Source organism: Micromonospora sp. PTRAS2 (genome assembly GCF_054052245.1).
Genome location: NZ_JBSWBU010000009.1, coordinates 165915 through 180636 on the forward strand (window position 1 = coordinate 165915; position 14722 = coordinate 180636).

A 14722-nucleotide genomic window follows, 5' to 3' on the forward strand; every position below is an offset into this window, starting at 1 on the left:
CGGTGGCGGCATCCCCGTGCGCGGGGTCCTGCACACCAGTGAAGGAGCACCACCATGTACAGCAGAGAGCGCCGTAGGGCGCTGTGGGTCGCCACGGTCGCGGCGGCGACGCTCACCGCCACCGCCGGCGTCGTGGTCACCGCCGGAACGGCCCAGGCCGCGGTCGGCTGCCGGGTCGCGTACGCGGTCGCCTCGCAGTGGGGCGGCGGCTTCAGCGCGAACGTCAACCTGACCAACGCCGGCGACCCGCTGACCTCCTGGACGGTCACCTGGTCGTTCGCCGCCGGGCAGACCGTCACCCAGGGCTGGAGCGCCAACTTCAGCCAGAGCGGCAGCACCGTGCAGGCGTCGAACGTGAGCTACAACGGCAACCTGGCGACCAACGCCACCACGTCGTTCGGGTTCAACGGCACCTGGAACGACAGCAGCAACCCCGTGCCGACGAGCTTCGCGGTCAACGGCGTGACCTGCACCGGCGGCGTCACCCCGACCACGCCGCCGGCCACCACCGCCCCGCCGACGACCCCGCCGCCCACCACCCCGCCCCCGACCACCCCGCCCCCGACGACCCCACCCGCCAGCGGCGCGGTGTACGCCTCGCCGCAGGGCACCGACGGCGCGGCCGGCACCCAGTCCAACCCGACCACGATCACCTCGGCGATCACCCGGGTCGCGGCCGGCGGGACGATCTACCTGCGCGGCGGCACCTACAGCCTCGCCAGGACGGTCACCATCGCGCCGGGCAACAACGGCACCTCCAGCGCCCGCAAGAAGCTGATCGCCTACCCGGGTGAGACGCCGGTGCTGAACTTCTCGGCCATGAGCGAGGACCCGGCGAACCGGGGCCTGGCGCTGAACGGGTCCTACTGGCACGTCCAGGGCCTCGTCGTCGAGCGCGCCGGGGACAACGGCATCTTCGTCGGCGGCAGCAACAACATCATCGAGCGGACGATCACCCGCTTCAACCGCGACAGCGGCCTGCAGATCTCGCGGATCGCCTCCGACACGCCCCGCGACCAGTGGCCGGCCAACAACCTCGTCCTGAGCGCCGAGTCGCACGACAACCGCGACTCCGACGGCGAGGACGCCGACGGGTTCGCGGCCAAGCTGACCGTCGGCAACGGCAACGTCTTCCGCTACGCCGTGTCCCACAACAACATCGACGACGGCTGGGACCTCTACACCAAGAGCGACACGGGGGCGATCGGCCCGGTGACCATCGAGGACTCCCTCGCCTACAACAACGGCACCCTCAGCGACGGCAGCCAGGCGGGCAACGGCGACCGCAACGGCTTCAAGCTCGGCGGCGAGGACATCGCCGTCAACCACACCGTGCGCCGCACCATCGCGTTCCGCAACGGCAAGCACGGCTTCACGTACAACCGCAACCCGGGCTCGATGTCGATCTCGAACAACATCAGCATCGACAACACCGAGCGCAACTTCTCGTTCGACGCGGGCACCTCGGTGTTCCGGAGCAACACCTCGTGCCGCAGCGGCAGCGGGTCCAACGACAAGACCGTCGGCAACGTCGACAGCTCGAACCAGTTCTGGACCGGCTCGAACGGCTCGCGGTGCGCCAACTACTCCGGCGCCCTGAAGTGGTCGTTCGCCTCCGACGGTCGGCTCGTCGTGACCCTCGGCGGCCGTACCGTCACCTTCTGACCGGTCCCGTCGCCCGGTGGGCCGGGTCGGCGCGTCGCCGCACCGACCCGGCCCGCCGCGGCTCGGCCACCCGTGCCCCGGCGCGGTCCGGTCACGGGCGGCGCGGCCGCGCGGGCGAGCGCGCCCAGCGGATCGGTTAGCAGCCGCGCGAAGCCGAGTTCGGCGGCGCCGACGAGGGTGGCGTCGTCGCCGAGGGCCGACGTGCGCAGCCGTACGCGTTCCCGGGCCACCGGCAGCACGTTGCGGGCGATGCGGGCGCGGACCGGCTCCGCCGCGCCCGGATACACGTCGCGCAGCATCCCGCCGAAGATGACCACCCCGGGGTTGAACAGGTTGATCAGGTTCGCCACCCCGATGCCGAGCCAGTCGCCGACGCGGCGCAGCGCCTGCCGGGCCACGGGGTCGCCGCCGTCGGCGTCGGCCACCACGTCGCGTAGGGCGGCGCGGCCGAACAGCCCGGCGGGCCGCCCGGCGGCGTCGAGCAGGGCCCGCTCGCCGACCTCCGCCTCCAGGCACCCACGGGAGCCGCACCCGCACGGCCGGCCGTCGTACGGGTTCACCACCATGTGCCCCAGCTCGCAGCCGTAGCCGCCCTCGCCGTCGAGCAGCTTCCCGCCGACGATGATCCCGCCGCCCACGCCGACGTCGCCGTGCAGGTAGACCAGGTTCCGGAAGCCGACGCCCGCCCCGCGCTGCTGCTCGGCCAGCGCCCCGAGGTGCGCCTCGTTGCCCACCGACACGGGCGGACCGAACCCGAGCCGGCGGCCGAGCTCGGCACCGAACGCCTGGTCCACCCAGCCCAGGTCCGGCCCGAACCGGACCATGCCGTCGCCCGGCCGGATCATCCCGCAGTACGACGCGCCGACGCCGACGCACGTCGAGCCCGGCGGCGCCGCCTCCCGCAGTTGCCGACCGAACCGGGCGAGCACCTCGACCACCCGGTCGAGGTCCGGGCCGGCCCGGGGCCGCGCCGCCCGCCGCCGGTCCAGGACGACCCCGCCCAGCCCGATCCGGGCGGCGAACAGCCAGTCCACGGCGACGTCGAACGCCAGCACGTACGCCCGGCTGGGCTCGGGCCGCACCAGCAGCGACGGCCGGCCTGCGCGCCCGGTCTCCGTCGGCGTCTCCTCGCGGACCAGGCCCGCGGCGACGAGTTCGGCCGTCAACGCCCCGATCGTGCTGCGGTTGAGGCCCATCCGTTCGCCCAGCGTCGCCCGGGACACGGGGCCGTCCAGGTGGACGTGGCGCAGCAGGGTGCCGAGGTTGTGTCGGCGGATGTCCTCCTGGCCCACCATGACCTCCGGGTTCGCGGCGTCGCGGCACCCATTATCCCGGCTTCGACCGTTTCGGTGGCACCCTTCCGGCCCGGGGGCCGGAAGGGGCCGTCGGGCACCGGCCGAAGGCCGCCCACGTCGCTGCGCTGTCGCATCTCCCGCCGGCCGGGTATCTCGACGCCATTCTCTGGCTGTTGTGGAGGCGTCTGCCGTGAGGCGGCACCGTGATTCCCCACTGGACGGTGGGGCCGGAATGATGCGGGGGTGACCAACCCCGGATCGATCCGGCACCCTCGGTGGCGGTGGTCGGCGGCAGCAGCCACGGCGATCACGGTCGTCGCCCTCGCCCTCGCCCCCGGCGTCGCGGCGGCGGGACCCGTCACCGCGCCCGCGCCGCCGGCGGGCCGGCCGGTGTGCGACATCCGCGACGACCGGCTGACCGAGATCTCCGGCCTCGTCGCCACCGACGACGGGTTCGTCGTGGTCAACGACGGCGCCGACGAGGAGTCCCGCCGCCGGATCTTCTTCCTCGACGACCGCTGCCGCGTGGTGCGGACGGTGCGTTACCCCTCGCGGCCCCGCGACACCGAGGACCTGGCCGTGGGCGCGGACGGCACGATCTGGGTCGCCGACACCGGCGACAACGACCGGGCCCGCCGGACGGTCGCCCTGTGGCGGCTGTCGCCCGGCGGGGGCCGCCCGGTGCTGCACCGGCTGACGTACCCGGACGGGGCCCACGACGCGGAGGCCCTCCTGGTCGACGCGGCCGGGCGGCCCGTGATCGTGACGAAACAGGGCGGCAGCGCGGGCCTGTACCGCCCGGCCGCGCCGCTGCGGGCGGGCGGGACGGTGCCGCTGGCCCGGGTCGGGCAGGTGCGGTTGCCGTCCACCACGACCGGCAACCCGTACTCCTTCCTGGGCCGCAGGGTGGTCACCGGCGGGGCGAGCGCGCCCGACGGGCGGCGGGTGGTGCTGCGCACCTACGCCGACGCCTTCGAGTTCGACGTCGCCGACGGCGATCTCGTCGGGGCGCTCACCACCGGCCGGCCGAGGAGCATCGCGCTGCCCGACGAACCGCAGGGCGAGTCGGTCAGCTACAGCCCCGACGGCCGGTCCCTGCTCACGGTCTCGGAGACGGCGAACCAGCCACCCGGCACGCGGCCGCGGATCCTGCGCTACGCCCTGCCCCCCGGCCCGACCCCGTCCGCGCGCCGGACCGAACCGGGGCCGACCGGGCGTGCCGCCGACCGTGGCGCGGCCGACCGGGCCGGCGACCGCGCCGCCGCCGGACCCGGCTCACGGGACCGGGCCGGGCGCGGCGGCACCGCACCCCTCGTGGTGGGCGGCGTCGCGGTGGCGCTGGCGTTGGTCGCCCTCGCGATGGTCGGCGCGCGGGGCGGCCGTCGCGGCGGACGGTAACCGCTGCCCGCCCGGCCCGCCACCCGACCGGGAGCCGCCAGCCGATCGGCCGCGCCGACGCTCGGCCGATCCGGCGAACGCGCGGGCGGTGTCGGTCAGCCGACACCCCGCCCCGCGCCGCTCTGCCACGCTGCCCCTGACTCCGGATTCAGGGGAGAGCGCGGTGCCGGTCACAGAACAGCGCAAGGTCATCGACATCGCCCGCGACATCGTCGCGGAGGTGGCACCTGACGAGTTGTCGGACTTCGACTTCGTGGCGACCGCCTACCTGCGCGATCCGGCCGCCGCCCGCCGGGCGGGCCGGGCCGGCGCGGAGCCCACCGCCGCCGGCTGGGAGGAGGCGGGCCACGCGGTGGGCGTGCTCGCCGCCGCGGTGGTCGTGGACATCTGCAAGGACCTCGTCGTCACCGGCGCGAAGGCCGCCGGACGCCGCTACCGGGCGGCGGGCTGGTGGCCGTTCCGCGGCCCCGCCGTCGGCGAGGACAGCATGGCCCCGCCGATCCCGCCCGGCCAGGAGGAGCGGATCAGGGCGCTGGCGGCCCGGCGCGCCGCCGACCGGGGCGCGCCCGAGGCCCTCGCCGCCGACCTCGCCGCCGCGCTGGTGCAGCGGTGGAACGCCCGGCCGTAGCGGACCCGGCCACCGACCGGGCACGGCTGAACCCGTTCACCCTCCCGCCCGCGACCACCTCGCTGTTCCTGCTGCTGATGACGCTCACCCTCAGCGCCGCCGCCTACACCTACGACGCCGTGGCCGGCGGCCTGACCGGCTGGGAGAGCAGCTACCGGCGGTGCGTCGTCGCCGCCGACACCGCCGCCGCGACCGGGCCGCCGCAGCGGGTCACCGACGGTTACCTGGCCTGCAACTCGGCGGTCGACGTCCGCCGGGCGGGGGTCGGCCTGGGCGCGGCGGCACTGGTGGCGACCGCGATGTTCGTCGGCTACCGGCGGCACCCGCGTCGGCTGATCCGCCGGCAGGGGCTGCGACCCCTCGACCCGGCCGTCTACCCGGTCGCGGCGCGGGAGATCGCGCGGCTGGTCGACGAGGCGAGGTTGACCCGGCCGCCCCGCTTCGTCGTCAACCCGTACCGCACCGGGCCGGGCGGCCGGGCCTTCGGCTGCCGCCCCCACTACCACGTACGCCTCAACCGGGGACTGCTGCACGACACCAGCGACGACGGCCTGCTGGCGCTGCGGGCGGTGGTCCGGCACGAACTCGCCCACCTGCGCAACCGCGACGTCGACCGCACCGTCCTGGCGCTGCTCAGCGGCTGGGCGTTCGTGCTGGTGGTGGCCGTGCCGCTGCTGGCGTTCGTGGCCGTCCGGACGCCCGCCCTGCTGTGGCCCGTCGGGTGGCGGCTCGCCGTCGCGGTCGCCCTGCTCTGGCTCGTCCGGGCCGCGGTGATCCGCGCCCGGGAACACCACGCCGACGTGCGCGCGTCCGTGGCCGGCCCCGACCGCACCGACCCGCCCTTCCACCCGCAGGCATTCCCGGAGCGGGAGCCACCGGCGGGCGGGCCGCTCGGGCCGGCGCGGCGCGCCTGGTGGCGGCTGCTGCGGCTGCACCCGACCAACGGGGACCGCGCCGACGTGGTATGCCGGCCCGAGGCGCTGCTGCGCGCCGGGGCCGTCGAGGCGCTGGCGGCCGGCGTCACCGTCGGCGTCTCGCTGCCGTACCTGAGCACCATCACCACCAACCTGCTCGGCGGTGACCGGCTGCACGGCCTGTTGCTGGCCTCGGCGCTGCTCGGCGCGCTGACCGTGACCGTCGTCGGCACCGGCCTGTGGCGGCAGACCCTCGTCTCCCTGGTGACCGGCACGCCGCTGCCCACCGGCGTCCGGCCCGGCCTGGCGTTGGCCGCCGGCATCGCCGGTGGCGAACTCGTCGCCGCGCCGCTGAGCGACGACGCGACCTGGCCGTCGATCCTGCGGCAGTTTCCGGCGCAGGGCGTGCTCGCGCTGGTGCTGCTCGCCCTGGGCTGCCTGCTGTTCGCCCGCTGGTCGGTGGCCTCGGCGGCGGCGTGGCTGCCGTCGGCGGCCGGCCGCACCCTGACCCCGGCCGTACGCGCGGGCCAGGCGCTGGCCGCGCTCGCCTTCGGCGCCGGCCTGACGGCCTGGTCGACGGGGACCTCGGTGGCCGGCACGGGTGCGCTCGTCGCGCTGCCCGTCGGCGTGTTCGGCAGCGCGCTGGACCCGTGGGTGCTGCTGCCGCTGCTCGCGGCTGCGGCATACCCGCTGACGGCCGCGGCGCGGCGCGGCGGGGCGCTGCGGGCGGTGCGCCTCGACCGCGCCGACGCCGCGGCCCTGCCCCGGCCGCGCATCCGGCCCGCGGCGGCGCTGCTGCCGCCCGCGCTGGTCTTCGTCGTCGCGCTGGCCGTCAACGAGGCCAGCTCCGGTCGGCTGCTGGTGGCGGCGGCGACCTGGCTGGGCCGCGAGCTGGACCCGGGCAGCTACCAGCGGGCCCTGCTCAACGTCTACGCGCTGCTCGGCGCGGTCGCGCTCGGGCAACTCGTGGTCGCGTTCGTCGCCGCGGCCCTCGGCGGCCGGTCCGGCGTCGGGCTCGGCCCGGCGCACGCCCTCGTCGCGGCGGTGCTCACCGGCTACGCGCTGGTGTCGGTGCTGCTCACGCTCTCCTTCGTCAAGTTGTGCCTGGGGGCCGGCTGCGGCAGCGTCTACCAGGGCGTGCTCACCATCGGTGGCGCGTACACCCTGGTCGGGGTGTTCGGCCTGGCGGCGGCGGTCGTGGCCGGCACGGTCGTGGCGTCGGTGGGCCGGCTGGTCCGGTGGCGTCGCGCGCGGTGGCCGCAGGGCCATCCGGCCGCGCCCGCCGGTGCCCGCCGGGCCCGGCGCTGGCCCCGCGTCGTCGTGGTCGCCGTGACCGGGCTGGTCGTGCTGGGCTACGTCGGACCGGTCGTCGGGTTGTGGCTGTCCGCGAACGAGTTCATCCCCGGCCGCGGTGGATCATGGGTGCCGGAGCAGGTCGCCGCCGCCGCACCCCCGCCGGCCGCCGGCACCGTGGCCGCGGCCGACGTCTGCCGGTTCGCGCAGTCCGCGGCCGGTCGCCCGCTGCTGGTGGACCAGCAGGCGATCACCAACGTCGAGGTGGGCCGGCGGGCCGCCGGCTCCGACGCGCCGGGGCTGCGCGCCTTCGGTCAGGTGCTCTACGACGGGACCCGGCGCGGCGAGGTGCGCCGCCCGAGCCGGGCCCAGGTGGCTCTCACCACCTACTGCCGGTGGCTGCCCACCGGCGGCCGGCCCGGCCCGGACACCCCGCCGCCGCCGGAGGCCGGCCCGACGGGACCGGTGCCGGCGCCGGCCCGGCTGGCCTTCGGGCAGACGTACGCCTGGCCCGACGGCGTCACGCTCACCCTCGCCGTGCCGCAGCGGGTCCAGCTCCAGGGCACCTGGTACGCGGTGGTGATCGCCAGCCTCGCCAACGGCCGCCGCGGGGCGCTGGACGTCAACGAGTTCTCCTTCCGAGGGCTGGTCGACGACCGGGTGACCCCGGCGATCGTCGTGCCCGACCCGGAATACCCGGACGCCGGCCCGACGGTGGACGCGGGGGCGGTGCGGCGGCTCAACTACGCGTTCGCCGTCCCCGCCGACGCGGCGCGGCTGCGCATGGAGGTCTTCCAGCGGGTGCGCGACGCCGAGCGGCCGGCGGTGGTGTTCGACGGGCCGCTGGGCACTTCGCCCAGCCCGACCCCGCAGGTGTCCACGCCCCCGTCGCCCACGCCGTCGGCCCCTTCGCCGACGCCGGCCCCGGCGCGCGAGGTCACCGGCCTCACCGTGTTCGCCACCCCGTCGGGCAACATCACGTGCTACCTCGACGAGGACCCCGAGGCGCCCGGCGGCGCGCAGGCGCGCTGCGACATCCGCGACCGGTCGTGGTCGGCCCCGCGCCGCCCGGCCGACTGCGAGCTCGACTACGGCGACGCCCTGGGCCTGACCCGCGGCGGGCGGGCGACGTTCCTGTGTGTCGGCGGCGCGGTCGGTGACGCCGCCCTGGTGCTGGGGTACGGGCAGGCGCTGCGGACGGGGCGGGTGGTCTGCGCCAGCTCCCGCAGCGGCGTCGACTGCCGCGACGCGGCGACCGGGCACGGGTTCACCCTCTCCCGCGCCCGGTACGCGCTGTTCTGACCGTGCGGCGGGTGCCCCGATCCGGCCCGCAGCGCGCCTGGAAGTATCGCCGAGCGACGATCCATTGTGGGTGTCAGCGGTAACCCGTTATGGTGTCGGCGGCCAGGGTGAAGGGCACGCTCCAGCCACGGGCCGCCGGTCGTCCGCCCGGACGCCGGGGCCGGCGGCGCAGCCGCACGGGCACTGCTGACGGTTGGCCTTCCCATGCCGTACCCGGCAGTTGCGGTGGTGCGCCGACCCGCCGCGCCTCCGTTCACCCTCGTCCGCCCGTGGGCGGACCTCGACGGGGCCGCCGCCGCGCCCGGATTCCGCACCTCGCCCCGGCGCGTCCCTCGCCCGGGCAACCACCATCGGGAGGATACGCATGACACGAAGAACTCGCCTGTTCGGCGCCGCGGCGGCCGTCATGGCGGTCGTCGCCACCGCCGTCACGTTCGCGATCGCCCCCGCCAACGCCGAGTCCAACGGCGGCGTCCGGGTGATGCCGCTGGGCGACTCGATCACGGACGGCTTCAACGTCCCCGGCGGCTACCGCATCGACCTGTGGCAGAAGTTCGCCGCCGGCGGCTACCGGATCGACTTCGTCGGCTCGATGTTCAACGGGCCGGCCAGCCTCGGCGACCACGACCACGAGGGCCACTCGGGGTGGACCATCTCCCAGGTCGACGCCAACGTCGTCAACTGGCTGCGGGCGACGACGCCCCGCACGGTGCTGCTGCACATCGGCACCAACGACATGTACGGCGACCCGACCGCCGCCGCGTCGCGCCTGTCCACGCTGATCGACCGCATCACCTCGACCGCGCCGACGGCGGACGTCTTCGTCGCGACGATCATCCCGCGGTCCGGCACCGAGAACGCCGTGCGGACGTACAACGCGGCCATCCCGGGCATCGTGCAGGGCAAGGTCAACGCCGGCCGCCGCGTGCACCTCGTGGACATCGGCAGCGCGCTGACCTACGCCGACCTGGCCGACGGCATCCACCCCAACGCGACGGGCTACGGCAAGATGGCCACCGCCTGGTACAACGCGCTGCGGGCGGTGCCGGGAAGCATCGGTGGCACGCCCCCGACGACGACGCCTCCGCCGACCACGCCCCCGCCCACGACGCCCCCGCCCACCACCCCGCCGCCGACCACGCCTCCGGCGTCCGGGGCGTGCCGGGTGGCGTACACGGTCAACGCCTGGAGCACCGGCCTGACCGCGTCCGTCACGATCACCAACACCAGTGCCGCGGCCGTCAACGGCTGGACCCTGGCGTTCACGCTGCCGACCGGGCAGAGCATCACCAGCGGCTGGAACGCCACCTACTCGCCGACCAGCGGCGCGGTGACCGCCCGCAACGTCTCCTACAACGGCAGCCTCGCCCCGAACGGATCGGTGGACATCGGGTTCCAGGCGAACCACACCGGCAACGCCGGCAAACCGTCCTCTTTCATCCTCAACGGCGCGACCTGCTCGACCGTCTGACGCCCGGCGGGCCCCCCGCGCCCGCACCCTTCGTGGGGGGCCCACCGGCCTGTGACCTGCGTTACCTGTCGCCGGGCGGGGAATCAGATGCCGGGCTCCGGATTTGGAGCCTGTTGTGACCGTTGCATCATTTCCCGCCCGGCCGCGCGCCGGCCGCGCCGGGGCGTCCCGATGAAGGCCGCCACCGTGGCACCGGCAGCCCCGCCGACGCCGGGCGACGCGATGGGTCGCCGGCAGCGCCTGCGGCTCGTCCTCGTGCTCGGCTCGCTGATCGCGGTGGGCCCGCTGACCATCGACATGTACCTGCCGACCTTCCCGGCACTCGTCGCCGACTTCCGGACCACGTCGGCGGCGGTGCAGATGACCCTCACCGGCACCCTCGCCGGCCTCGCCGTCGGCCAGTTGCTGATCGGCCCGCTGTCGGACGCGGTCGGCCGCCGCAAGCCGCTGATCGCCGGCATCGCGCTGCACATCGTGGCGTCGGCGCTCTGCGTGGTCGCGCCGAACGTCGCCGTCCTCGGCGCGCTGCGGGTGGTGCAGGGCCTGGGCGTCGCGGCGGCCTCGGTGGTCGCGATGGCCGTGGTCCGCGACCTGTTCAGCGGCGCGGCCTTCGCCACGCTGCTGTCCCGGCTGCTGCTGGTCATGGGGGCCGCACCGGTCCTCGCGCCGACCCTCGGCGGCGGGCTGCTGCGCTGGACGGACTGGCGGGGCGTGTTCGTGGCCCTGGCCGTCTTCGGGGCGGTGCTCGTCGTGGTCGCCGTGTTCGGCCTGCGCGAGACGCTGCCGGCCGAGCGGCGGCGGCGCGGCGGCGCGCTCGCCACCCTGGCCCTGTACGGCTCGCTGCTGCGCGACCGCACGTTCGTCGGCCTGGTGCTGGTCGCCGGCCTGGCCATGGCGGCGCTGTTCGCGTACGTGGCCGGGTCGTCGTTCGTCCTGCAGCAGCAGTACGGCCTCGACGAACAGCAGTTCGGGCTGGCCTTCGGGGCGGGCGCGGTGGGGCTGATCGGGGCGACCCAGTTCAACGTGCGGCTGCTGCGTCGCCACTCCCCGCAGCGGATCCTCGTCGCGTCCCTGGGCGCGGGGACCGTGGCCGGGCTGGCGCTGCTCGTCTTCGCCGCGACCGGCCTGGGTGGGCTGCCGACCCTGCTGGCGTCGCTGTGGGCGGTGCTCGCGGCGGCGGGGCTGGCGATGCCGAACGCGCCGGCCCTGGCGCTGTCCCGGCACGGCGAGGCGGCGGGCACGGCGTCGGCCCTGCTCGGCGCGGTGCAGTTCGGCGTCGGCGCGGTGGCCGCGCCCCTGGTGGGGATGCTCGGCACCGGTGCGGTGGCGATGGCCCTGGTGGTGGCGGGCGGGATGGTGGCGGCCATGGCGGTCCTGCTCGTCGTCGTGCGGCCGGCCCGGCTCGCCGGCCTGCCGGCCGACGCGGTGGTCGTGGCGGCGCACTGACCGGCGGCACGCCCTCATTGTCACCCGGTGAGGCGAGCGTTAACATCGAGTAACTTCGATTGTTGGCGTGGGGGTGGCAGATGGTCCGAACCGTCCGTCGGTCGTGGCGTCGGGCGGCGCTGACGGCCGCGACCGTCCTGGCGTCGCTCGTCGCCGCGCTGCCGTCCGCCGGGGCCGCCCCGGCGTCGGCCGCCGCGCCCCCACCGGGGCAGACCTCCCGCTACACGATGACGGCGTTCACCAACAGCAGCGAATCCAACATGTACGTCTACGAGTCGGCCGACGCCACCGGCTACCGGCTGCTGCGCGGGCCCGCCTACACGCCGCCGACCGGGCTGATCCGCGACCCGAGCATCATCCGGCACACCGACGGGCGCTACTACGTCGTCTACACCACCAACTGGACCGGCAACACCATCGGCTTCGCCACCAGCACCGACCGGGTCAACTGGACGTTCCTGCGCAACCACACCATCCCGATGACGGTGCAGAACACCTGGGCCCCCGAGTGGTTCGTCGACAGCGACGGCAGCGTCAACGTGATCGTCTCGCTCTCCACCAACGGGGCCGACTTCAAGCCGTACCGGCTTCGCGCGACCAACGCCTCGCTCACCGCGTTCGGGGCACCCACGCTCCTTTCCGGGATCGGCCCCAACCACATCGACACGTTCGTGGTGAAGGTCGGCGCGACGTACCACGCCTTCGCCAAGCAGGAGACCACCAAGTACATCGAGCACGCCACGGCGAGCAACCTGAACGGCCCCTACACCTTCGTCGGCACCGGCGACTGGGCCGGCTGGGGCGGCCCACGCGAGGGCCAGGCGCTGGTGCCGCTCGACAACGGGGGCTGGCGCATCTACTTCGACGGGTACACGGTCGGCAAGTACTTCTTCAGCGACAGCTCCGACGGGCTGCGCACCTGGACCCCGCCGGTCGAGCTGCCCGGGCTGTCCGGCTTCGCCCGGCACTTCACGGTGCTCCGCGAGACGGTTTCCGGCGGCGTCACGCTGCCCACCGGCACCCGGTCGTTGCAGTCGGTCAACTTCCCCGACCGGTACGTGGCCCGCCGCGCCGACAACCTCGGCTACCTCGACCCGGTCTCCACGGCCAGCCCGGCGCAGGCCCGCCAGGACGCCACCCTCACCGTCGTCGCCGGGCTCGCCGACGCCAACTGCTCCTCGCTGCGCACCGCCGACGGCAGGTACCTGCGGCACTACGACTACCGGATCCGGGCCGACGCCAACGACGGCAGCGCGATCTTCGGGCGGGACGCCACGTTCTGCGCCCGGCCCGGCTCGGTCACCGGTGCGGTCTCGCTGGAGTCCTACAACTACCCCGGCCGGTACCTGCGGCACTACGACTACGCGCTGCGGATCGACCTGTACCAGGACACCGCCGTCTTCCGGGCGGACAGCTCCTTCCGCCCGGTGGCCCCGCTGGCCTGAGCGCCCGGCCCCACCGGGGTGGGCGAGGCCGGGACGCCGTCGCGGCGTGGGGCAGGACGCCCCACGCCGCGACCGGTGGATCGGCGGATCAGCGGTTCAGTGGATCAGCACCGGGGCCGGCGCCTGCTCGTCGTCGAGCAAGTGGGACACCTGCCGCCGGCGCGGCAGGAAGAACGCCGGCACGAACGTCACCAGCACCAGGGCGAAGCCCACCCAGAACGTCGTGGCGAACGAGTCGGCGACGAACTCCAGGCCGCGCTGGAGCAGCCCCGGGTCGACCGGGAACTGCTGGGCCAGGTCCGGGTTCTGCTTGACGGCGATGGCCAGCCCGGCCTCGGTGACCGGCGCGCCCGTGTTCGGGTCGACCACCCCCGGGATGACCGGCGCGTCGTTCAGCTTGCTGGTCAGGATCACCGACATGATCGCCGAACCCACCGACCCGGCGATCTGCTGGAGGATGTTCAGCAGCGTGGAACCCCGGGCCACCTCGTGGTTGGTCAGCGTCTTCAGCGCCGAGGTCATGATCGGCATCATCGTGCCGCCCATGCCCAGGCCCATGACGAACAGCGAGCCGCACAGCAGCAGGTAGGACGTGTCGGTGTCGACCTGGGTGAACGCGAAGAAGCCCGCCGCGATCAGCACCAGCGCGAACGGCACCGTCCGGCCCACCGGGATCTTGTCGGCCAGCATGCCGGCGATCGGCATGGTGACCATCGCCCCGATGCCCTGCGGCGCCATCAGCAGGCCGGCGTCGAGCGTCGACTCGCCGCGCACCTGCAGGAAGTAGCTCGGGAACAGCAGCCCGGCGCCCATGAACGCGACCATGAACACGGCCATCGTGACGGACGCGACGGTGAGGTTGCGGTCGCGCAGCAGCCGCAGGTCGAGCAGCGGGTGCTTCGGCTTGAACGAGTAGACGACGAACGCGACGACCAGCAGCCCGCCGACGAGCATCGGCAGCCACACCTTGCGGTCGGCGAACGTGCCGGTCTCGGGCAGCGACGACACCCCGTAGAGGAAGAGGGCCAGGCCCGGCGAGAGCATCAGCATGCCGACGAAGTCGAACGACTCCGACGGCTCCGGGGCGTCCTTCGGCAGCGCCCACTGCGCGTAGGCCAGCGCGACGACGCCGATCGGCAGGTTGATCAGGAAGATCCAGTGCCAGCTCGCCACGTCGATCAGCCAGCCGCCCAGGATCGGGCCGCCGATCGGGCCGAGCAGCATCGGGATGCCCAGCACCGCCATCAGCCGGCCGATCCGCTCCGGCCCGGCGGCCCGCGTCATGATCGTCATGCCGAGCGGCATCAGCATGCCGCCGCCGAGGCCCTGCAACACCCGGAAGCCGATGAGCTGGCCGATGGAGTCGGCGGTGGCGCACAGGCCCGAGCCGAGCGTGAACAGCACGAGCGCCGCCATGTAGAGCCGCTTCGTGCCGAACCGGTCGGCGGCCCAGCCGGTCAGCGGGATCACCGTGGCCAGCGCGAGCGTGTAGCCGGTCATCGTCCAGGCGACCCGGGCGTAGGAGGCGTCGAACTCGGTCTGGAACGTGGGCAGCGCCACGCTGACCACGGTCACGTCGAGGATCGACATGATCGCACCGAGGACCACGACCCCGGCGATCTTCAGTACGGCGGCGTCGAGCTTGGCCGGCGCCGCGGGTTGACTGCTCACAGAATCTCCTGATGAAGCCGGCGGGTGCCGCCGATCGGCCGCGTGCCGCACCTCGGGCGGCAGCACGTTGTGGGTTACCTGTCGGGCGGGGCTGTCGCACACGGCGGCCCCGTGCGCCCGGTTGGATGCAACCGCCCTCCTGGTGGACGCGCGGCCACGCGAACGCACCGCGAAACGGTAACAAGGCGGTCCAC

General features: G+C 74.7%; 8 protein-coding genes and 1 pseudogene. 7 read left to right on the forward strand and 2 right to left on the reverse strand.

Translation table 11 applies throughout. The annotated features are described in order from the left end of the window. Window positions 1–54 precede the first annotated feature (54 nt). Entirely contained in the window at window positions 55–1665 is a 1611-nt protein-coding gene (locus ACVMYR_RS25150) for a cellulose-binding domain-containing protein (protein ID WP_396790722.1), read from the forward strand. A 125-nt stretch (window positions 1666–1790) separates the two neighbouring features. Here the strand turns inward: ACVMYR_RS25150 and ACVMYR_RS25155 are convergent. Beyond that, window positions 1791–2960, reverse strand: a pseudogene (locus ACVMYR_RS25155) (ROK family transcriptional regulator); the annotation flags it as partial. Window positions 2961–3203: 243 nt separating this feature from the next. Between ACVMYR_RS25155 and ACVMYR_RS25160 the strand changes: the two are divergent. The 6 genes from ACVMYR_RS25160 (at window position 3204) to ACVMYR_RS25185 (ending at window position 12857) form a co-directional block, all read left to right on the forward strand. Further along, the gene (locus ACVMYR_RS25160; RefSeq protein ID WP_457122925.1) at window positions 3204–4358 is read left to right on the forward strand and encodes a hypothetical protein; all 1155 of its coding nucleotides are present in this window, start codon (window positions 3204–3206) and stop codon (window positions 4356–4358) included. Window positions 4359–4521: 163 nt separating this feature from the next. Further along, the gene (locus ACVMYR_RS25165; protein WP_077937828.1) at window positions 4522–4986 is read left to right on the forward strand and encodes a hypothetical protein; all 465 of its coding nucleotides are present in this window, start codon (window positions 4522–4524) and stop codon (window positions 4984–4986) included. Continuing rightward, window positions 4968–8495, forward strand: coding sequence for a DUF6636 domain-containing protein (locus ACVMYR_RS25170; protein WP_457122926.1), 3528 nt, complete (start codon window positions 4968–4970; stop codon window positions 8493–8495). Before ACVMYR_RS25165 ends, ACVMYR_RS25170 begins: the two co-directional genes overlap by 19 nt. A gap of 364 nt (window positions 8496–8859) precedes the next feature. Next, entirely contained in the window at window positions 8860–9966 is a 1107-nt protein-coding gene (locus ACVMYR_RS25175) for a cellulose binding domain-containing protein (RefSeq protein ID WP_396790734.1), read from the forward strand. A gap of 222 nt (window positions 9967–10188) precedes the next feature. Then, window positions 10189–11412: a multidrug effflux MFS transporter gene (locus ACVMYR_RS25180; protein ID WP_396790801.1), complete on the forward strand. Its 1224-nt coding sequence runs from the start codon at window positions 10189–10191 to the stop codon at window positions 11410–11412. 80 nt (window positions 11413–11492) lie between these two features. Further along, window positions 11493–12857 (forward strand): glycoside hydrolase family 43 protein, encoded by a 1365-nt coding sequence (locus ACVMYR_RS25185; protein WP_077937833.1) that lies wholly within the window; start codon window positions 11493–11495, stop codon window positions 12855–12857. A 96-nt stretch (window positions 12858–12953) separates the two neighbouring features. Here the strand turns inward: ACVMYR_RS25185 and ACVMYR_RS25190 are convergent, their stop codons facing one another. Continuing rightward, the gene (locus ACVMYR_RS25190) at window positions 12954–14528 is read right to left on the reverse strand and encodes a DHA2 family efflux MFS transporter permease subunit (RefSeq protein ID WP_043963454.1); all 1575 of its coding nucleotides are present in this window, start codon (window positions 14526–14528) and stop codon (window positions 12954–12956) included. Window positions 14529–14722 lie beyond the last annotated feature (194 nt).

What these genes read in the sequence shown, in the direction of transcription:
- ACVMYR_RS25175 (WP_396790734.1), top strand. Translation starts at nt 8,860, where the DNA reads ATGACACGAAGAACTCGCCTGTTCGGCGCCGCGGCGGCCGTCATGGCG.
- ACVMYR_RS25150 (WP_396790722.1), top strand. Translation starts at nt 55, where the DNA reads ATGTACAGCAGAGAGCGCCGTAGGGCGCTGTGGGTCGCCACGGTCGCG.
- ACVMYR_RS25185 (WP_077937833.1), top strand. Translation starts at nt 11,493, where the DNA reads ATGGTCCGAACCGTCCGTCGGTCGTGGCGTCGGGCGGCGCTGACGGCC.
- ACVMYR_RS25180 (WP_396790801.1), top strand. Translation starts at nt 10,189, where the DNA reads ATGGGTCGCCGGCAGCGCCTGCGGCTCGTCCTCGTGCTCGGCTCGCTG.